This is a genomic window from Sphingobacterium prati, from assembly GCF_013167215.1.
GTDB lineage: Bacteria > Bacteroidota > Bacteroidia > Sphingobacteriales > Sphingobacteriaceae > Sphingobacterium > Sphingobacterium prati.
On record NZ_JABJWY010000034.1, the window covers coordinates 1,329,666 to 1,349,273 of the forward strand.

Genomic DNA, 19,608 nt, shown 5'->3' on the forward strand with positions numbered 1-19,608 from the left:
ACAATAGATTTAGAAGCTCGCACGAAGCGATAGTGAATAATTACGTGCAAATGGGTTATCAACTCCTCTTTCGATATGTATTGAGCTCCACCACACAAGATCGTTGGTCAATGCAGTAATGGAAAGTCCATTGAGCCCCCAACGTTTTAGGAAGGCCTTCCCGTAAAAGTTATAGCCTAGCGAGGCAGAAGTCAACTTAAGGTTGTTGTCGTCCTGCACAAAACGTGAAGTTACTTTTGTCTCATTTGGCGTAGCTGTTATCCGCTTATAGAGCGCTACGTCGCCCGGCTTGGTCCATCCTAAATCGTATGCCCTACGGTCCACGTTGTTTCCGACGTCTATGTTTTCTACACGATTTGCTAGCGTATAATTATAAAGTTGCCCTCCAAATTGGTAGTTGAAAATTAGATTCATTTCAAAACCTTTATAGACGAAATTTGTTCCAAAATTTCCATTCCACTTTGGCTGTTCTATACCTACGGCCACCTTATCCGACGCATTCCAGTCATAGGTAGATTGTCCGTTTTTTTTCAAAAACACTTCGGATCCTGTTGCCGGATCAATTCCCAGCGAACGTACAGCATAAATCGTATTCATCGATTGTCCTTCCTGCAGTAGGGTATTGGGATAGATCTGATCCCCATTGGCGGCATCCAAATCAGAATTAGCAGAATTCAATTTATTGGAAAGCTTCTTAAGGATGTTTTTGTTGGAGAATCCGTTGACATTGGCAGACCATAAAATTCCTTCGGTTTTTCGTCTTATGATTGTATATCGGGCAGAAAACTCAACCCCAGTATTTTGTAACTCTCCTAAATTTTCGGAATAACTGTTAAACCCTGTCGATGGGGCAAGTGTGACAGAGGTCAATGCATTTTTCGTATTTTCCCGATACAGTTCCATACGAAGGTCCAAACGTTCGTTAAGCAAGGTGGCATCCATACCTAAATTCAATTTATACACATTCTGCCAGCTTAGCTCAGGATTACCCAAATTGTTTAATGTTGCCCCAAGTTCATCATAATAAGATGATCCTACGCCAAAATTATAACGGAATTGTGCTGCGTAAGCAGGAATATTCAGGGATCCTGTGCTTCCATAATTGGCTCTTAAGCGTAATTTATTCACAACTTTACTCTCTTTAAAAAAAGACTCGTTATGAATATTCCAGCCTAAACCTGTTGACCAAAATGTTCCAAAAAGTTTGTCGGTTCCGAATTGGGATGAGCCATCCCTACGTATCGAAAGATCTATCAGATAACGATTGTCATAACTGTAGTTACCGGAGTATACCAACCCAACCCTTCGTGTTGTAGCTTCATCTCCAGAAGGCCGTCCGTTTGCCTGATACTGATTTGCAAACAATAGATTATCAAGACGATCGTAAGGAAATCCTTCAGCAACTATCTGATAAAATTCATTATTATCACTGGCGATATTAACGCCCAACATAGAGAAAAATTGACTCTTGTCAGTTCGTAAATTATAATTGGCGGTAGTCATACTTTCATAACTAAAAGTCTTGCCGTTTCTCGCTGTGTATGATCCGCGGCGACTCGGATCGCTAATTGATGCAAAACGGGAATCCTGCGCTGAATAAAACTGATCAGCTCCGTCCGTTTGCTTCGTAATACCTAGATTTGACTCCACAAAAAATGAAGGCAATATATTGTAACGTACAGAAAAATTATTTGTCACACCGAAGTATTCTGATTTATTTATCGAATGTAATCTCGTATTGTACAGCGGATTGCTAGTTGTATAGGGAGAGTACCAAGGATGAACAAATACTTCTTCAAGTAATGCTGTCACATTCCCTTCGGCGTCATACGGTGAGAAATATGGGTTTTCGTCGACATACTGCCCGAAGCTACCGTAAGGAGATACGTTGGCCCTATTCTGAAAGACACGAAGCGAATTCATAAAACGGAATCTATCCATATTATAGCTCAGGTCAATCTGACCGGAGTAATTGTCCCTGTCTTGCCCTTTCATCACCCCCTCCTGCAAATCCGCAGTAAACTGTAGACCATAACGGAAAATCTGATCCCCGCCCTGAAGTCTTAAAGAAGAACGATTACTGTATCCGACTTGGGTCGGAATTTTTAACCAATCCGTATCAATGCCTTCTAATACATTTTTCAGATGTGCATTGTAGTATACGTCTCTAAAGTATTGTTGTAAATTTGTATTCGCGGAATAATAACCAGCACGCTTTTCAAGATCCAATTTTTCCGAGGCATTCAAAAGATTGTACACCGACAAATCGGGTGTATTTATTCTAAAATCATTCGTAAATGTAAGTTGAATCTTGCCGGGCGCGGGAGGTATCGTTGTAATAACCATTACCCCATTTGCCCCTCTAGAACCATAAATCGCTGTCGCAGAAGCATCCTTTAAAAGTGTAATGGATTTTATCAAATTCATATCCAGATCCACTACGCGCTGTAAATTGACCTGGAACCCGTCCAGTATGAATAATGGTTCATTCGGATTATTTGACAGCTCACCACTTAGATTTGGAAATGAATTTTCCCCTCGCATTTGAACCTGAGGCAGTCTATTAATATCTCCTCCGAACTGGTTGTTGGTTACCATCCTAAAAGCCGGGTCTAACGCAGAAATTGCTGCCAGCACAGAAGTGTTATTTATTTTTTTGATTTCTTCACCACTGATCGTAGTAGTAGCTCCGGTAAAACTCTCTGCATCGCGGTTGAAAATACCGGTCACAACGACCTCATCAAGGCTTTCGGACTTTCCTGTCAATCGAACGATATAGTTAGAAGCAGAAGATATAGGCAATATTTTTTTTTGAAAGCCTAGATACACAAACTCCAGCTCCCTCGCATATTCGGGTATCTGAATTTCAAACCTTCCATTTTCGTCTGTACGTTCCCGGATACTTTTTACCGGAAATGAAACCGTTACTCCAGCCATCATTTTACCAGTCTCGGCATGTACGACCGATCCGGTTATTTTCCGTAATTTAGCCTTTTGTTCATCCATCAGGATGATACTGTTATTTCTGTATACGTAGACTACTCCAGTATGAGCATTAAAATACTTGTCCAAAACCATATCGAGATCACCATCTGTAAACTTTGGATCAATTCTTCGTGAAAAATCAAGCTTATTGGTAAGGGATACAAAATCGAATCCTGTCTGTTTACGAATTTCGGTAAGAAAATCACCTAAGGTAATATTCTTCTTGTCAATATTCACCTTAGGTTGTTGTCCGAATACAGCAGTCGTAAAAATGAAACTGCAAATTAATACACAGCATCTATACATGTGATTAAGAAAAAAAATCTTCATAAATATTTAAGAAAAGACTGGTTAGCGTCTCTACATTTTAGGGTTAAAAATTTCATAGCCAAAAGCTATTCTGATATGATTTAATATTTTAATCTGTCAATACAACCTCCTTTCCGTAATATTGGTATTTGATAGCGTAAGTCTGGGCCAACATTTCTAATACTTCTTTCAAATTCTTTTTTCGGGAGATCTGCGCCAATAGGGTTTTGGATCCCCTCCCTTTTCTATAGCTGATCTTAACACCGTACCATCGCTCTAGTTCCATGCAGACCTCCTCCAGTGGCGTGTTCTTGAAATAGAAAAACTGATGACGCCATGCGGAAGCTCCTTCCAAATCCGCATCAGATACAGCGAAAGTGTTTCCAATGGCGATCTGTTGGGATGGTCTCAAATGAACGGGAACCTTATCTATACCTGACACCTGTATCGCTCCCTCAAACAATGTAGTAATGCTCTGCCTATCTTTTGGAAATGCCTTTATATTAAACTGTGTTCCCAGGACCTGGATGATGTGCTCTTTTTTATTTTTATCCCCTTGCACATGTACATTAAATTTGCGATTTTTAGATTTGGCCACGTCAAAATATGCCTCTCCCGTCAAGTACAAATCCATCTGTTGCTCTTGTCTATTCATGGGATAACGTAGCTCCGTACCAGAATTTAGAGACACCAGTGTTCCGTCGATCAGCTTTACAGAAAAGCGCTTGCCATAAGGTACCTTTATGGTATGGTATAGCGCAGATAGTGGCACAATTGGCGCTAAGCTATCTTTGAGGGAATATGTGATCTGATTATCGCTATGGGAAATACGGATATATTTTTCTGCACTTATGTTGACAAATGAGTCCCTAGCGATAAGATTGACGGTTTTATCTGGCGACAAAACCAATTGAATTTCTTTCGCAAATTCTTTTGAAGAATCGCTCTTCGACTGGCCTTCAAGTATCGTGCTTACCTTGCGTACAAATTTCAATTTGCTGACCACCGGAGGTAAAACATCTCTAAAAAGGTATATCGGAATAGTTGAAAATAATAGTAAAACTGCTGCATATTTCAACAGAGATAGCGCCCTTTTGTAAACGGGAATGCGTCTTGTAGGATGTGCCGTAGCGATCTGCTGTTCGATTGTTGCCCAAACTGTGCTCCCCGGCTCCGCTCTGAACTGCTCTTGTTCAAAGGCAGCGACTATCTTAGCTTCGATATTTTCATTATCCATATATTTTATTATATGCAAAAATATCTTGCGCTCTTCGGCAGTAGCTGTGCGATCGAGGCAACGCTGTATCAATAAATCTATATAGCTATCGTTATAATTCATATGAATTGTAAAAAGAAGAGTTAGAGGATTTCAAACAACCTAACCCTTTTAATAGTATGACTTCGTCTTCTTCCGGTTTGGGGGGGAAGGTGATTATTTTTTTTGCAAGAAAAATAAAATGAAGACCAATGGCATGTTTTTCAGCAATTCTACCATCGTTGTCCTTATTTTTTTAACGGATTCATTGAGATTCCATTTGACAGTTTCCGCGGATACTTCAAGTATCTTAGCTACTTCTTTGCGAGAAAGCCCTTCAATCTTTATCAGCTGATAGGTAATCCGCTGTTTAGGTGACAAATTCTGGACAGCCTGTTCAAAGGCAGCCTCCAACTCCCTATACTCGATATCATCATAAGATAGAGGCGTTGCAAACATATCATGCAAGATTAGGTCAAAGGGCTCTTGCGATGGACTCATCTTTTTGATCTTTGTCAAGAAGACGTTTTTCGCCACCTTGTAAATCCACGCATCGAAATTATCAACTTCAACAAGCTTGCTCCTATAGTTCCAAAGCCGTATAAAGGTATCCTGTAAGACTTCCTCCGCGATGAACTCATCGTCACTCAGATTAAAAATAGTAGAATAAATAGAAGTTTTATAGGCATCAAAAACGATACGATAAGCTTGCTCGTCCCCATTAGAAATACGAAGTAATATCTCTGCTATCTCGTTTTTAAGGATGTGGCTATCCATTATATTTCAGATTAATCTTTTGGATTAGTAGCAAGAACTCTTATCTATTTTTGCTATGGCTACAAATATATAAAAAATAGCTATAGAAGAATAGTAATACCTATAACCTACCATTCTATTTCATTTTGAATTTATCTCTCAGTTTGGTCTCCAAAGCGGAATCTATCTGGTAATAGCAGCTGGGCTTACCCGGACATCTGTAGGAATAAAGCTTCTCTTTGACACATTTTTTATTGATCTTTTCGAACAGTGCTTCAAGCACAGGGTAAAGGTATATCCGAGAGATCATAAAAATTATCACTTTTATATAAGTGATGAAATGTATTGGAGAGATCTATTTGTAATAGAAGGAGTATTAAGATATCCAAAGGATTTATTGAAATAAATAATTGAGAATCTAATGAAAAAGTCAGAAGTATATAATATTTTAGATCTCATGGACGAAATCAAAAAAATTGATTCGCTTCTACTTCTTCATAAAAATGCAGAAGGCGGGGATTTCATGGCCTCTCAATACGAAGCAAAAAAGGTTAAACTTGTAGGCGAACTTATTGATGCATTAGCTGCCCCTAAAGTACAATCTCCACAAAGCTTTTCTTTGATACAAAAAATTCTTGACAAGTTCTATCCCTCAGTTAATTCTCGAGATCCTGAAGATGAATCCTTAAAAGAGATTATCGCAGCTATATAATTTTGCTTTCCTTTTATAGGATTTAGAGACTTTTTCATTTCTGATTGGCTTCGAAACAGAAACACAGTTGAATATCTGGCTATTTAGGAAAGCATTTATAACCCCCTTTTTAATTATGGCGAATTCGCCATAATTAAAAGTCAGGCCGGACTTAACAGTTATAAAATCAGTGTTAAAGATTGGGTTGAGAAGACAAATGCTATTGGCTTAAAAGCGACCGCAGGAAGATATGGGGGGACATATGCGCATCCTGATATAGCTTTTGAATTGGGCATGTGGATTAGCCCCTATTTTAAAATTTACTTAATCAAAGAATTTCAGCGTCTAAAAGATGAAGAAAATGATCGTTTGAAATTGAACTGGGATTTACAAAGGACATTAGCCAAAGTAAATTATCACATTCACACTGATGCTATAAAGGAAAACCTCATTCCTTCAGAAATTACCAAGCAACAAGCGAATTCCGTTTATGCCAGCGAAGCCGATATACTGAATGTCGCACTATTTGGTATGACAGCCAAACAATGGAGAGATACTAATCCTGACAAAAAGGGCAATATTCGAGACTACGCGATTATAGAACAGTTGGTCGTGCTAAGCAACATGGAAAGTATAAATGCCTTGCTGGTCCAACAAGGCCTACCACAAAATGAAAGACTTATACAACTGAACAAAGTAGCGGTAACCCAAATGAAGTCGCTCGTAGAAAATAAGGCTGTTAAAAAATTGAAATAGAAAGGTGTCATATTTATCCATTCCTCTAACTGGAAATATGATGAGTTTTAAACAAATCTTATCATCAATGCGTTAGATATGCAGTTCTATTTCTTATCCTATGCCAAGCCGATCGAAGAACAAATCTGTTAGATTTGTAAGACTGCAAATGATCAAAATCTAGATAGAATAGATAAATGTTCCTAATATGAAATCAATATTTGAGAAAAACATAAGAGAAGCGGTCATCGAAAGAATTAATTTATTACACGAGGACAGCGATGCTCTTTGGGGAAAAATGACAGTAACGCAAATGGTTAGGCATTGTATATTATGTGAAAAATATTACCAAGGATCCATAAAGGTTAAGCGTTCATTTTTAGGGCGAATGTTTGGTCAAAATGCGATAAAGGGGATATTGAAAGATGAAACAACAAGTTTTGGCAAAAACGCACCCACATCCTCTGTATTTATCGTAAATGAAGACATACATGATTTAGAAATGGAGAAACGAAATTGGAAATTATTAATCGAGAAATATGAAACATTTGAAAAAGATACATTTGTACATTGGTTCTTTGGTAGAATGTCCAGAGCCCAATTAGGTCAGTTCATATACAAACATTGCAACCACCATTTAAAGCAGTTTGGAGCGTAACCCAAAAAGCCACGAAACCGCTACATGGGTCAGGCGTTATAACAGATTCGTTCTATGGCAGGTTTCCATTTATGCCAGCGAAGCCGATATATTGAATAGAACGTCTGCTTTGTTTTGGTAGAAGGTGGAGGAGCGCAGAGCTGGTCGTGATTGTTTTGTAGTCTATTTGAAGTAAGTGCACTTGGGGTTTAAACTTCATATCCTACGACCACCCTACTGGGCATCCGTGACACTTGCGATTTTACTAGTTACATCTTGCGCTGCACTATTCTTTAATTGGCAGATCGGACTTGCAGGACTTGCTTTTTCAAATGCCGAACTTTGGTTTGCAAAAAAATTCGGCAACATACTTAACCTGCAAACAGTTGGACAATTAGCAAAAAAAATGACAAGTGAAAGTTATTCAAATCTAGACGCAACCCGGGCACTTTTAATAAAAGCGAAATTGAAAAAATACTGGTTGATTTATTCAGTAATGATTTAGGGATAGACAAAAGTAAACTAACAAGGGAGGCAAAACTCAGCTAGATTCCTATGCAGGGTACAATATTTTCAACGCAATTACTGAATAACAGACGAAATTTAAAATAAGGCTATTCTTCCTGCATGGCCACTAGTTGCACACAGTTTTGTTTGAGCGTTACCGGGTAAAGTAAATCTCCTTCGGCATAGCGATATCAAAAACTTACAATCGACACTGGAAATGTAAATACCGCACCGACAACAAACCATTCGTTATAAAACGGATCGTCAGGAAAAATCGAACATACGGACAATGTACCTATTCCGAAATAGACCAAAGCATAAAGCTGTTGGTGTTTTGTAAAATCAATAAATAAATTTTTATTAAAAACTTTTTAATTCGTATCTTTGAATCAACATGCTCACCCCGCTTCCCGTCGAACAGCGCGCTCAGGGTGGGCTTTTTCTTTTTTAGAATATGCCAATTATACCTTATGCCAAACCTGCGATAACTTATGCAGATCAGCTACAGCAATTAAAGAATAGAGGATTGGGATCGAAAATGATTCAAAAGCGTTATTTTTGCTCCAAAACATCAGCTATTATCGACTAAGCGGTTATTGGTATCCGTTAATTGATAGTCCCAAGAATTCACATGTATTTAAGGCCGGTTCAACCTTCGGTATGGCATTTAACATGTATTGTTTTATAAATCCAAGCCACAGGTTTAAAGATAAATTTCTTGATCTTTTTGTTAAATACCAAAATATTGATCCTGCAGCAATGGGTTTCCCACCAACATGGATGGAGGAGCCACTTTGGCAATAATGTCATTCACCAGCAATATTATTCGAGATTTTCTGAATATAAATATTCTCGTTACCTGGTGACCATAACTTTTAGAACTTGTGTTCGTACTTGAGTGTAATACAACCTAATTAACACTTACAATGAGGATGTAAAATACCATTGCCACATTTGATTCAGATAAAACAGGACATTGTGCAGGTCATTGAAACCGAACTGGAGCGGATCAAAAATGATCCCGAGTGGCAGCATTTGGTACAGCAGGAATAATAGTAAACATCAGTATCAAATATGGATTGTTAAATATCAACTCCTGTTTATTTGAATTTATTAACTTTGCATCTGCTATGAGAACAGTTTCCGATTTCAACACCGAGCTAAAGTTAAAAGGTTTCAACGTTTTTCAAATTGAGGAAGACAGTAATACAACCCGTGTCTACAGCAGAAAGGAATTTTATAAAATCTGCTTGACTACCGGCAAAAGCAATGTCCATTATGCCGACCGGAGTTTTGTACAGGAAGGCACTGTCCTGTTCTTCGGTAATCCGCATATTCCCTATTCCTGGGAGACGATATCGAGGACCTATGTAGGCTATACCATTTTGTTTTCAGAAGACTTTCTCTTTCCCGATAAGCGCTCTGAAAGTTTACAGCAATCTCCTTTGTTTAAAATCGACGGTACACCTATTTTGGAAATTTCCGAAACCCAAAGGGAATTTCTCAATGGGATTTTCTTGAAAATGATAGAAGAACAAAAATCTGATTATCAATACAAAGATGAACTCATTCGTAATTATATCCAACTGATTCTGCATGAAGCGTTGAAACTACAGCCTTCGGAAAATTTCCACAGAAACCAGAATGCTTCTGAGAGACTGACCTCTGTATTCTTAGAGCTATTGGAACGCCAATTTCCGATAGAGACACCCCAGCGACCATTACAGTTTAAAACAGCGAACGACTTTGCACAAAACCTTGCCGTTCATGTAAACTACCTAAATCGCTCTGTAAAAGAAGTGACTGGCAAATCGACAACCATACATATCACAGAAAGAATTATAGCGGAAGCTAAAGCCATGTTACAGCATACAGATTGGAATATTTCCGAAATTGCCTTCGCCTTAGGCTTTGAATACCCTACCTATTTCAACAATTTCTTCAAGAAAATCACTGGAACCAATCCAAAATCCATTCGAAAGTCGATGGTTTGAAATTCTTAATGATTGGTTTGAATCTCGTTAGTTGAACGCTTGTTTGTCCGGTACCTTTGTACCTGTAATTATTCATTAATAAAGCAGAATGAAAACAACAGGCATAGCACTGGTATTGTCCCTTTTATTTACAGGGCTACTATCCGCACAAAACAACAGGACAAGTACAATTCAAAACGAGCATAATATGGAACATAGAGCAAAGTATGACGGCTATACTTTTCCGTTAAGCAACAAAGTAACTAGAGAAAAAGTAACCTTTAAAAACCGTTATGGTATTACCCTTAGCGGAGATCTATACCTTCCAAAAAAAGGTGGTGATGCCTTATCAGGAATTGCCATTAGTGGTCCATTTGGAGCGGTAAAAGAGCAATCATCGGGATTGTATGCCAACCAAATGGCTGAACGTGGATTTGTAGCATTGGCTTTTGATCCTTCCTATACTGGAGAAAGCAGTGGAGAACCGCGCAATGTGGCCTCACCGGATATCAATACCGAAGATTTCAGTGCGGCAGTAGATTTTCTCGGCTTACAGCATAATGTAGACAAGGAGAAGATCGGGATTATCGGAATATGTGGTTTTGGTGGTTTTGCTCTGAATGCTACTGCTGTTGACATGCGTGTCAAGGCGGTTGCTACCACCAGTATGTACGATATGTCAAGGGTGAATGCAGAGGGATATTTTGGTTCTACCACACCCGAACAACGCGCTGAAATGCTAACACAAATGAGTTTGCAACGGTGGGAAGATGCCAAAAATGGCACGCCCAAATATCCTGAAAACGGATTGGCACAGACCAATACAGAATCTCCACAATTCGTAAAGGAATACTACGACTATTACAAAACCGAGAGAGGTTTTCACGAACGCTCGCTAAACTCTAATGCGGCTTGGACAGCAACCAACAGTCTGTCTTTTATGAACATGCCACTCTTGACATACATTAAAGAGATTTCGCCTAGACCAATGCTTTTGATTGCAGGTGAAAATGCCCATTCACGGTATTTCAGTGAGGATGCCTACAAAAATGCCTCTGAGCCCAAAGAATTGATGATTATCCCCAATGGTGTACACACAGATCTGTACGATAAATTGGATGTGATACCCTTCGATAAATTGGAAACGTTTTTTACAGAGAATTTGAAATAAAGGAAAGCTTTCTGTTCGGAAACTGTAAAAATGGTAGATATATCCGTGTTTTGTATAATATTGATACCGAACGTATTTATTAATTTTAAAATATAATAAGGTGGAAATGAGTAAAGATAATATAGATATTTTCGAGCGGTTGCGGAGCGGTGAAACTATTCCATCAGGCGACCCTGAGGGTTACCGAATGCGGGAAGCGGCATTTGAAACCAAGGAGTTGTTGCTTCAGATGAACAAGTCTATAGACCCCAACGAGATAAGGTGGCTGTTAGAACAAATCACCGGTTCGGAGATTGATGAAAGCGTAGGGCTATTTACGCCATTATACATCAATTACGGAAAGCATACGAAGATTGGTAAGAACGTATTTATAAATTTTGGATGTACTTTCTTAGATATGGGCGGTATTACGATTGAAGATAATGTGATGTTGGCACCTAATGTGAATCTGCTTACCGAAGGACATCCCATATCGCCCGAAGCACGGCAGTCCTTGATTCCAGCTCCCATTCACATTAAAAAGAACGCATGGATTGGCGCTAATGCGACGATTTTACAGGGTGTAACCATTGGCGAGAATTCTGTCGTGGCTGCAGGGGCGGTGGTATCGAAAGACGTACCGGATAATACTGTTGTAGGAGGAATTCCAGCGAAGGTTATTAAAACTATTTAAAACAGAGCGTATGAAAACCAAGATAGCAGTGTTTATTGTGGTGCTGTTTGCTAGCACCGGCTGCCAGCAAACCAAGCAAGATGAAAAGTCGCAGGAAAAGGCAGTGAATCAAGAAAAGACAACACAAACAACAAAAAATATGGATACGATACCTCCAAAAATCAGTGATTTCCCAATCGGGGAAGAAAATAAAGCATATGAGCAGTATTTCTCCGGAAAATCCTGGCTCGCACGATTGACAAAAAATGATGCATTAAACGTTCCAATGAGCAATGTGACTTTTGAACCGGGCTGCCGCAACAACTGGCACAGCCATACCGGCGGACAGATTCTGGTTGCCGTGGGCGGCGTTGGTTATTATCAAGAGCGGGAAAAAGCTGCTGTACGTATGGAACCGGGTGATGTGATTGAAATCGCACCCAATGTAGAACATTGGCACGGAGCGGCCCCGGACAGTTGGTTTTCGCATTTGGCCATTGCGGCTAATCCGCAGACCAATGAAAACACCTGGTTGGAACCTGTAACGGATGAAGAATATACAGCAGCTTTAAATAATTAAAAAAATTCCACATGAAGTGCAAACAGAAATTTCCGAAATGGATCTTGCTTTTAGCTTTCGTCCTAAATATCAATACCATGAAGGCACAGGAAAAAACAGAATCACTAGATCCTCGGCAACAAAGTATTGTCGCCATTTCATCCCTTACTGCAACGGGTGATTTAGATGCCTTAAAAGTACAGTTGAATACCGCTTTGGATTCTGGTCTTACCGTCAATGAAATCAAAGAAATATTGGTTCAGCTCTATGCCTATTCGGGTTTTCCGAGAAGTTTGAATGCGCTAAATACTTTTACAACGGTATTGGATGAACGCAAAGCGAAGGGGATCATTGACGTTGAAGGAAAAGAGATTGTGGTGGAGAATAAGGTTGAAGACAAATACGAACAAGGCAGAAAAACCTTGGAGATCTTAACCAAGGTACCGCAGGTAAAACCTGCTTCGGGCTTTGGGAAATTTGGACCCCGGGTGGATGCTTTTCTGAAAGAGCACCTGTTTGCCGATATTTTTGCCAGCGATGTATTAAGCTATCAGCAACGAGAACTGGCAACGATCTCTGCCTTGTCTGCAATGACTGGTGTTGCCCCTCAACTGAACGCGCATTTGGGAATGGGACGAAATACCGGATTGACCGACGGTCAGTTTACACAGCTTGCCGATCTGATCGAACAACACATCAACAGAACACAGGCCAATATTCTTCGGGATTTATTGAAACAACCTGTTGTTCCGGTAATTGAAGACGGTATGATGGTGCGCATCTCGGAAATTGAAATCCAACCGGAATATCTAGAGGAATACAAAGCCATTTTAAAAGAAGAATCAGCCGCGTCGGTTGAAGTGGAACCAGGCGTGATTGCTATTTTCCCGATGTATCAAAAAGAGCATCCTACCCAAGTGCGTATTATCGAGATTTATGCCAACAAAGCGGCTTATCAATCGCATCTCCAAACGCCGCATTTCCAGCATTACAAAACCACCACACTGGACATGGTGAAATCACTCAAACTTGTGGATATGAATGGCATTGACCAAGAAACGATGTTGAATATTTTTAGCAAATTGAAATAGAAACAATAAGAAAATGAACGAAAATCCGGCCATTTTATCAATGTATCTTCCGTAGCCGGACATAAGGTTTTTGAAGGATCAGCTGTTGGAACACATCACCGACACAGGCATACAGGATGCAAACAAAGATTATGTCGGTCAAGTCGGTTTAACACCGGATGCCTTCGTCCGCTTGATCGCTTTTGCCATCAGCCAGCCGGAGGATATGGATATCAATGAAATCCTTTTCCGCCCAACGGCGCAGGCGTTGTAAAGACTCGATAAAATACAAATACATTTGTCTATCGGAAGAAAGAATCGGTCAAGAACAACTCCTTGACCAATTTTAATTTTATCCCCCACCTTAAAACCCTTCACACTCACCGGTAACCGGCATATTCGAATAATGGACATGGATAATTTTCCAGTCACCTCCAATTTTCTTCGACACCTGGGTTTCACGTCCCTTGGTTTGAAGGGAATTACCATCTTTAAACACAGCATCGAAGACCCAATAGAATTCCAGAATAGCTACATCATCAAAAAAGGTGATAATTTCCTCTGTACTTTTCAAATCCCGTTGGCTAAATGTACTATCGAACATGCCGTAAATATCACTTTTGATGCCTTCCCAACCTTTTTCATGTCCACGGGGATGAATGAAATTCAAGTTCTCTTCAGTTAGAGAAATTTTCGCACCTAATGTGGTATCCGCTTGGTTGATAGAAGCAATATAGGTGCTAAGTATTTTTTTGACGGCAATTTTTTCCGCCTCTTCCCGTGATGTCTGTCCAAAAATTTGCATACTACTAGCTCAACAACCACAATTCCAAGAGGTGTATAGAGATTATCTCGCGCCAAAAGCAAATCCTTATGATGGAAAGGAATATACAGACTGGAGCAGCAAGGCAACACCGTCAGGACCAGGATAGCTTAACGGCTTTAGCTGCAAGAAAACTTGGATGGGATTTTGCAGACCTTCTTGGACATCATAATTCCGAGCATTGTAATTTAAATTATTAAAATGCGAATTTCTATTGCGCACTCAGACCTTATTAACATGATTCTTACAAAAATATAATCATCTATAAAGCTAAATAACGTCATCAAACCTAATAAAGGTAGTTGTTGGGGGGTACGTATATTTTTATTGTTTTGGAAAAAGTGTCAAATTTAAATCGGAATAAAGAAAAACTAAGCTATAGAATCTTTCTGCCATATTAAGCCCTTACTAATTAACAAATTAAAGTTATTAAAAAGATGAAAAAAAATTCTGTCTACCGTTTTTCCAAAGCAAATAGGACGCTTATTGTTCTTTCTAATGTGAATGGCGAACTTTTTCTCGAAGAAACAATGGAAAAATATAATATTATCGAAAAAAGAACCATAGTTATTTGATGTGAAAGTAAGTACGAGATAGAATAGAAAAGCCTAATGTAGGCGTTAAGAACCTTTAATCCGGCTACGCATTAAAGTCAAAAATTGTGTCATTTGTTAAATTACCTCTTTGTTTGGAAAAAAAACAGCTAGCTATTTTATATAGCTAGATCAGATAGGTATGTAGAAAAATTTTCCTTCTACACCTTTGGATCACGAATATTCTATAAAAGAGGCCTCTGAAATTACAAAAGGTTTACAACAGTCCTACTTCCTTTATTCTATACTTAGCACAACGCACCCTTTTTCCGGATGGTCACACCAACGTATCTCATAATTAAGACATCCTTGGAGGCCTACTTATTAAATTAACACCATAATCACCTTATATTCAAGAAGATACACATACAGATATGCTAAAAAGTATTTTATTTAAAAATCTCATATTTTCATCGCTTTTTATTTGCATATTCAATCTAATTGCCTGTAATGGAGAGCACCATACCAAAACAACGATTGACTCACTTTTGCTACAAGCCGATGACTCCCTTGAAATAAATCCCCTCAAATCATTAGCATATGCACAAAAGGCAAGTGTTATTGCCAACGCTACAAATGATTCGAAGAGAAGAGCGGAGGCATATTATTATATCGCTTATTCTTTAAATATCCTTGAAGAATATGAAAAATCTTATCCATCTATTGAAAAAGGCCTTAAAGAAAACGCATCCAAAATATACAAACCTTTAAAAGCTAGATTTTTATCATTAAAAGGTTTTCATTATTCCCGACTTTACCTTTATAAACTGCAGGCGAAGCAACACCAAGAAGTAATAAATCTAACCATATCAAGAAAAGATCCTGAATCCGTGATGACGGCGGCACTAAGTCTGTCTTCTCTAGGCCTCTCATACACTATAGTCAAAGATTATGCTAATGCCCATCATTATATAGACAAAGCGTTGGACCATGCAAAATCAGTCCCAGACACAGTATATCAAAAACTAAAGAAAATTTACAAAGTAAAGGCAAATTTATGCTATTCCAAGGCGATGACCTACATTGAACAATTACAGCCTAAGGAGGCCCTTCCTTTTATTCAACTGGCCTATCAACAAGCCATAGTAGATAATAGGCCGCTAACCCTATTTCTTGAACTATATGCCGATTACTATATGCAAACTGGAAAAACGGAAACAGCCATTCAATATTATTTGCTTGCCATAGCAGACAAGAAAAAAAGAACTTGGAACAGATCAACTTCAGCAGACTTATATTTAAAAATATCTAAAAGTTATAATAAAATCAATCAGTATGAAAAAGGAGAAAAATTCCTTAAGTTATCTGCCTCAGAACGGCTGATTGACGAAAATAAAAACAGAAAAAGAGTACAGGCCGTATTAGATAATATCGAAAAGCATGATATAATACTAAAAACTAGGGATAACCATTTAAAAATAATCCTCAGTATTGCTTTGTTAATAACCTTACTACTGTTTATCTGGAAGTACAAGGAATACAAATACAAAAAGAAAAAAATCTTGTCAGTACAAAAAATAGAAATTGAGCAAAAGAAACAACTTATAGAGACCCTTGAGCTTAAAGTAAATGAATCATTTTCAGAACTTATTGAATTAGCTAAAAAAAACTCTCCAACATTTTGGGCACGGTTTCAAGAAATTCATCCGAGATTCTTAAATAGGATGCTGTGCATGGATGCAAATTTCAAGTCCTCCGAATTAATCCTATGTGCTTACATTTACCTGGGGTTTTCAACAAAAGAAATTGCAGATTATACTTTTAAAGCAACGAAAACAATCGAAAATAATCGCTATAACCTGCGAAAAAAACTGGGGCTCGTACCTGAAGAAGACCTGATCCTCTGGTTACGTAGCCGTGTAGACGACAATCCTCCAACAAAAGATTAAGAAATCCTCCTAAAAAATCAACTCCAAATCTGTTCAAAATTATTTATCATCATAAAATATTAAAATATTTTCGATAATAACAATACACAGCAGGCTCCCCAAGCGCAACCCAACACCTTGAATCAAGATTAAAACACTAAGAAACAATAACTTAACAAAAAAGGAGTAGTTCTTGGGGGGAGAGGTTTTTCATTTCTATTTCATAAAATATTCATGTTTGTATCGGATTTCTAAGGACTCGCCTTGCTCCCGAAGAAGCTCGGCCATGTATTAAAATTCAACGACTAATCATTAACAATGATTTAAAACTTAAATAATTCAAAATGAAAACAGAAAAGAGAACTTATGAAGCACCTGCTATCAGCGTGCTTACAATCGAACTGGAGCAAGGGATTGCTGCTGGTTCTGGAGGAACAGGTACCCCTAACCCTGGTGTAGGTGACTGGGGTGATGGTTCGGATGGTAGTGGTAATGGAGATTTATAAAATTAAGCTATTAAGAAACTACAAAATTAAATTTTTATGAGAGTATTATATAAAAAGCAAATAAATTGGACCATTGCTTTATTGCTGGTGGGAAGTGGTATCTTTTCAAGTTGTTCGAAAGATAAAGAACAAGTGGAAGAAACAGCCAAAGTCGAGGGGACTAAATTAATGCTGAACGTGTCGGGTATTAATGAAAGTCAACCTATTTCGACAAAGGGTTCTCAAGCAAAAGTAGCCGAAGCAAAATCAGGGAATACGAAAGTATTAGAATTTCCAGAATTTGATGCTGTCCTACAGACAGATAATAACGTACCATTTAAGGCAGCACAATCTTTAACGAAGGCAGCTTCAACTAGCGGTAGCTCAACAAGAGCTGCTGCTATAGAAAATGGGGTAAAATATCGTCTATACTTGTTTTCACAAGATGGGTCTCAATTGATTTCTTCTGAGCAGTTTATTGCCGGAACTCAGGGAACTATTGATGTGACGCAAGGAACAACGTATAAATGGGTGGCACTTTCGTATAATACAGCAGATGATGTTCCTAACGTAACTTCTGCTAACACCATAATCAGCCTTCCCGGCGGAAAAGATATCTTATATACATCGGGCGAAGTATCGGTCCCAATCGGTGGCAGTAGCGTCAATGTACCTATCAATATTATGTTCAACCACAAATTTGCAAGACTTGGTATAGAATTAAATACACAAGGGACGTTTGCAAATATGAGCGGAGCAAAGGTCGCAGTAGCCGGAATTAAGACTGCATCGATTGATATCGCCAGCGGCGCCTTAAGTGACCTTGTCTCCGCCGACCACGAAATCCCGTTTGTCGACTTTAAGGACATCAACGCACTTTATCAAGATGCTAAAATTGCCTATACGTACACAGCGGATCCAGCGGCAGTAACCGGCGGAATCAAAGTGAATGTCTCCAATCTGGCATTAGAGATTGATGACAACTCCACGCGTCAATTTTCGGCGACTCCTGTCAACTTTTCATTCAACATCACTCCGGTATTGGGAAACAGTCACCGTTTGTTGGTCAACTTGATAGAATCTCCATTGACAGTGGAAGGGACCAGATGGGCTAGACAAAACATTTATTACCAAGCCGGACACAACCCTTATCGTTTTCACCACACGTATGCGCACTCCAATGCCAGAAATACATACTTCTCATTTAAAGGCCTTGTTCCGGATCAATTTGGCGTAAATAGTGACCCTTGTGCTCAGGTGTATCCTACTGGCGTATGGCGCCAGGCGAGTGAAAGCGATTTCAGAAAGCTCACTGGAATATTAGGAATTGGCGGTAAGCAAACGACTTACGGGTCAGTCAATAACCGTGGTTATTTTGAATATGATGCAAGTGGAACGGCCGCTCCTTATCCAAGCAACAAACTTCATTTTAACTTTAACGGTGGTAGTGACTCATTCGCTATTATCAATGGTATATTACAGATCAACCTGGCCAATTATGGTAACCGTGCCGAATTATGGACAGGTACATCGGGGATAGACCTTGGCGGGCTTTTTGGTTTTGGCGCATGGTATTATCATGCCGATAGAGGGGCTTTCAATATTCACAATGACGACCTTACAGCTAGCTTACTCAATGTGTCAGTAATTGGAGTCGATCTTGTAGAAACCCAGCTCAAAAACGTCCGTTGTGTAAGAAACTAATTTGTGCGTTCTTTTTACATGTATAATATAGTTATCCGGACAATTTGATGGATAACGGTAAAAAGCGGCCTACTTCGGTAGGTTGCTTTTTATTGAATTACATCCTCCTTTCCTTCTTAATACACATGAATAATTATAACTGATTATGAAAATTTCGATTCAGTGGGTAACCTAATACCAAATTCGAATATTAGATGTTCACTGCAGCTTTTTCACGAAACATTTGTCGAAAATATCCCCTCACCTGTCCGTGAAGAACTTTTCAATAATTTTCAAAAATATTTGGATACACTAAAAAAATTATTAGATAGCGACTCGTTGACTATTTGGATCGACGGATCATACACAACAAAGAAAATTGTGCCAAATGATATGGATCTGGTTGTATTTATAAACCATACTTTAGTAGAAAATTTTGAGCAAGACCTTGAAAATTTTAAATTTCCAAATTCTTTAAGTAAATTTGGATTAGATGCATATATTGTAAAGGTATATCCGAGAGATCATAAAAATTATCACTTTTATATAAGTGATGAAATGTATTGGAGAGATCTATTTGACAAGAACAGACGTAATAGAAGGGGTATTAAGATACCCAAAGGATTTATTGAAATAAATAATTGAGAATCTAATGAAAAAGTCAGAAGTATATAATATTTTAGATCTCATGGACGAAATCAAAAAAATTGATTCGCTTCTACTTCTTCATAAAAATGCAGAAGGCGGGGATTTCATGGCCTCTCAATACGAAGCAAAAAAGGTTAAACTTGTAGGCGAACTTATTGATGCATTAGCTGCCCCTAAAGTACAATCTCCACAAAGCTTTTCTTTGATA

Annotated in this window: 22 protein-coding genes; 18 read left to right on the forward strand and 4 right to left on the reverse strand. The window is 38.6% G+C overall.

Going from position 1 to position 19,608, the window contains the following annotated elements; all coding sequences use genetic code 11:
- Positions 1–9 precede the first annotated feature (9 nt).
- From HPC41_RS15745 to HPC41_RS15755, 3 genes are all read right to left on the reverse strand, one after another.
- On the reverse strand, positions 10–3,222 hold the full coding sequence (locus HPC41_RS15745; protein WP_216660777.1) for a SusC/RagA family TonB-linked outer membrane protein: 3,213 nt from the start codon (positions 3,220–3,222) through the stop codon (positions 10–12).
- A gap of 181 nt (positions 3,223–3,403) precedes the next feature.
- Complete coding sequence (locus HPC41_RS15750) at positions 3,404–4,633, reverse strand: FecR family protein (protein ID WP_172394895.1); 1,230 nt, start codon at positions 4,631–4,633, stop codon at positions 3,404–3,406.
- A 93-nt stretch (positions 4,634–4,726) separates the two neighbouring features.
- On the reverse strand, positions 4,727–5,326 hold the full coding sequence (locus tag HPC41_RS15755; RefSeq protein WP_172394896.1) for an RNA polymerase sigma factor: 600 nt from the start codon (positions 5,324–5,326) through the stop codon (positions 4,727–4,729).
- A 400-nt stretch (positions 5,327–5,726) separates the two neighbouring features.
- Here HPC41_RS15755 and HPC41_RS15760 point away from each other — a divergent pair, with 400 nt between their 5' ends.
- From HPC41_RS15760 to HPC41_RS15815, 11 genes are all read left to right on the forward strand, one after another.
- Positions 5,727–6,017 (forward strand): hypothetical protein, encoded by a 291-nt coding sequence (locus HPC41_RS15760; protein WP_172394897.1) that lies wholly within the window; start codon positions 5,727–5,729, stop codon positions 6,015–6,017.
- A gap of 165 nt (positions 6,018–6,182) precedes the next feature.
- Entirely contained in the window at positions 6,183–6,752 is a 570-nt protein-coding gene (locus HPC41_RS15765) for a KilA-N domain-containing protein (RefSeq protein ID WP_288808886.1), read from the forward strand.
- Positions 6,753–6,939: 187 nt separating this feature from the next.
- On the forward strand, positions 6,940–7,389 hold the full coding sequence (locus tag HPC41_RS15770; RefSeq protein ID WP_172394898.1) for a DUF1569 domain-containing protein: 450 nt from the start codon (positions 6,940–6,942) through the stop codon (positions 7,387–7,389).
- Positions 7,390–7,615: 226 nt separating this feature from the next.
- Positions 7,616–7,873 carry a hypothetical protein gene (locus HPC41_RS15775; protein WP_172394899.1) on the forward strand — a complete coding sequence of 86 codons (258 nt, stop codon included), beginning with the start codon at positions 7,616–7,618 and terminating at the stop codon, positions 7,871–7,873.
- Positions 7,874–8,433: 560 nt separating this feature from the next.
- Positions 8,434–8,679: an Abi family protein gene (locus HPC41_RS25825; RefSeq protein WP_216660778.1), complete on the forward strand. Its 246-nt coding sequence runs from the start codon at positions 8,434–8,436 to the stop codon at positions 8,677–8,679.
- A 326-nt stretch (positions 8,680–9,005) separates the two neighbouring features.
- A complete protein-coding gene (locus HPC41_RS15785; protein ID WP_172394900.1) occupies positions 9,006–9,869 on the forward strand; it encodes a helix-turn-helix domain-containing protein in 864 nt (287 codons plus the stop codon).
- An 88-nt stretch (positions 9,870–9,957) separates the two neighbouring features.
- A complete protein-coding gene (locus HPC41_RS15790; protein WP_172394901.1) occupies positions 9,958–11,019 on the forward strand; it encodes an alpha/beta hydrolase in 1,062 nt (353 codons plus the stop codon).
- A 106-nt stretch (positions 11,020–11,125) separates the two neighbouring features.
- On the forward strand, positions 11,126–11,692 hold the full coding sequence (locus HPC41_RS15795; protein WP_172394902.1) for a sugar O-acetyltransferase: 567 nt from the start codon (positions 11,126–11,128) through the stop codon (positions 11,690–11,692).
- Between the two features lie 10 nt (positions 11,693–11,702).
- The gene (locus HPC41_RS15800) at positions 11,703–12,251 is read left to right on the forward strand and encodes a cupin domain-containing protein (protein ID WP_216660779.1); all 549 of its coding nucleotides are present in this window, start codon (positions 11,703–11,705) and stop codon (positions 12,249–12,251) included.
- Between the two features lie 11 nt (positions 12,252–12,262).
- Positions 12,263–13,321 (forward strand): carboxymuconolactone decarboxylase family protein, encoded by a 1,059-nt coding sequence (locus HPC41_RS25145; protein WP_216660780.1) that lies wholly within the window; start codon positions 12,263–12,265, stop codon positions 13,319–13,321.
- Positions 13,322–13,406: 85 nt separating this feature from the next.
- Positions 13,407–13,574 (forward strand): SDR family oxidoreductase, encoded by a 168-nt coding sequence (locus HPC41_RS15815; protein WP_216660781.1) that lies wholly within the window; start codon positions 13,407–13,409, stop codon positions 13,572–13,574.
- 90 nt (positions 13,575–13,664) lie between these two features.
- Here HPC41_RS15815 and HPC41_RS15820 read toward each other — a convergent pair whose 3' ends face one another.
- Positions 13,665–14,105 (reverse strand): YybH family protein, encoded by a 441-nt coding sequence (locus HPC41_RS15820; RefSeq protein ID WP_172394903.1) that lies wholly within the window; start codon positions 14,103–14,105, stop codon positions 13,665–13,667.
- A 68-nt stretch (positions 14,106–14,173) separates the two neighbouring features.
- Here HPC41_RS15820 and HPC41_RS15825 point away from each other — a divergent pair, with 68 nt between their 5' ends.
- From HPC41_RS15825 to HPC41_RS15855, 7 genes are all read left to right on the forward strand, one after another.
- Positions 14,174–14,323, forward strand: coding sequence for a hypothetical protein (locus HPC41_RS15825; RefSeq protein WP_172394904.1), 150 nt, complete (start codon positions 14,174–14,176; stop codon positions 14,321–14,323).
- Between the two features lie 237 nt (positions 14,324–14,560).
- Entirely contained in the window at positions 14,561–14,698 is a 138-nt protein-coding gene (locus tag HPC41_RS15830; protein WP_172394905.1) for a hypothetical protein, read from the forward strand.
- A gap of 392 nt (positions 14,699–15,090) precedes the next feature.
- Positions 15,091–16,605 (forward strand): hypothetical protein, encoded by a 1,515-nt coding sequence (locus HPC41_RS15835; protein WP_172394906.1) that lies wholly within the window; start codon positions 15,091–15,093, stop codon positions 16,603–16,605.
- Between the two features lie 323 nt (positions 16,606–16,928).
- On the forward strand, positions 16,929–17,090 hold the full coding sequence (locus HPC41_RS15840) for a hypothetical protein (protein ID WP_172394907.1): 162 nt from the start codon (positions 16,929–16,931) through the stop codon (positions 17,088–17,090).
- A gap of 36 nt (positions 17,091–17,126) precedes the next feature.
- Complete coding sequence (locus tag HPC41_RS15845) at positions 17,127–18,773, forward strand: hypothetical protein (protein ID WP_172394908.1); 1,647 nt, start codon at positions 17,127–17,129, stop codon at positions 18,771–18,773.
- 162 nt (positions 18,774–18,935) lie between these two features.
- The gene (locus HPC41_RS15850; RefSeq protein ID WP_172394909.1) at positions 18,936–19,397 is read left to right on the forward strand and encodes a DUF6932 family protein; all 462 of its coding nucleotides are present in this window, start codon (positions 18,936–18,938) and stop codon (positions 19,395–19,397) included.
- A 7-nt stretch (positions 19,398–19,404) separates the two neighbouring features.
- A partial coding sequence (locus tag HPC41_RS15855) for a hypothetical protein (RefSeq protein WP_172394910.1) occupies positions 19,405–19,608 on the forward strand: 204 nt, incomplete at its 3' end.

Bases quoted from the DNA above. Each gene is read 5' to 3' on its own strand.
- HPC41_RS15750 (WP_172394895.1), bottom strand. From the start codon at position 4,633: ATGAATTATAACGATAGCTATATAGATTTATTGATACAGCGTTGCCTC.
- HPC41_RS15755 (WP_172394896.1), bottom strand. From the start codon at position 5,326: ATGGATAGCCACATCCTTAAAAACGAGATAGCAGAGATATTACTTCGT.
- HPC41_RS15760 (WP_172394897.1), top strand. From the start codon at position 5,727: ATGAAAAAGTCAGAAGTATATAATATTTTAGATCTCATGGACGAAATC.
- HPC41_RS15770 (WP_172394898.1), top strand. From the start codon at position 6,940: ATGAAATCAATATTTGAGAAAAACATAAGAGAAGCGGTCATCGAAAGA.
- HPC41_RS15785 (WP_172394900.1), top strand. From the start codon at position 9,006: ATGAGAACAGTTTCCGATTTCAACACCGAGCTAAAGTTAAAAGGTTTC.
- HPC41_RS15790 (WP_172394901.1), top strand. From the start codon at position 9,958: ATGAAAACAACAGGCATAGCACTGGTATTGTCCCTTTTATTTACAGGG.
- HPC41_RS15795 (WP_172394902.1), top strand. From the start codon at position 11,126: ATGAGTAAAGATAATATAGATATTTTCGAGCGGTTGCGGAGCGGTGAA.
- HPC41_RS15800 (WP_216660779.1), top strand. From the start codon at position 11,703: ATGAAAACCAAGATAGCAGTGTTTATTGTGGTGCTGTTTGCTAGCACC.
- HPC41_RS25145 (WP_216660780.1), top strand. From the start codon at position 12,263: ATGAAGTGCAAACAGAAATTTCCGAAATGGATCTTGCTTTTAGCTTTC.
- HPC41_RS15820 (WP_172394903.1), bottom strand. From the start codon at position 14,105: ATGCAAATTTTTGGACAGACATCACGGGAAGAGGCGGAAAAAATTGCC.
- HPC41_RS15825 (WP_172394904.1), top strand. From the start codon at position 14,174: ATGATGGAAAGGAATATACAGACTGGAGCAGCAAGGCAACACCGTCAG.
- HPC41_RS15830 (WP_172394905.1), top strand. From the start codon at position 14,561: ATGAAAAAAAATTCTGTCTACCGTTTTTCCAAAGCAAATAGGACGCTT.
- HPC41_RS15835 (WP_172394906.1), top strand. From the start codon at position 15,091: ATGCTAAAAAGTATTTTATTTAAAAATCTCATATTTTCATCGCTTTTT.
- HPC41_RS15840 (WP_172394907.1), top strand. From the start codon at position 16,929: ATGAAAACAGAAAAGAGAACTTATGAAGCACCTGCTATCAGCGTGCTT.
- HPC41_RS15845 (WP_172394908.1), top strand. From the start codon at position 17,127: ATGAGAGTATTATATAAAAAGCAAATAAATTGGACCATTGCTTTATTG.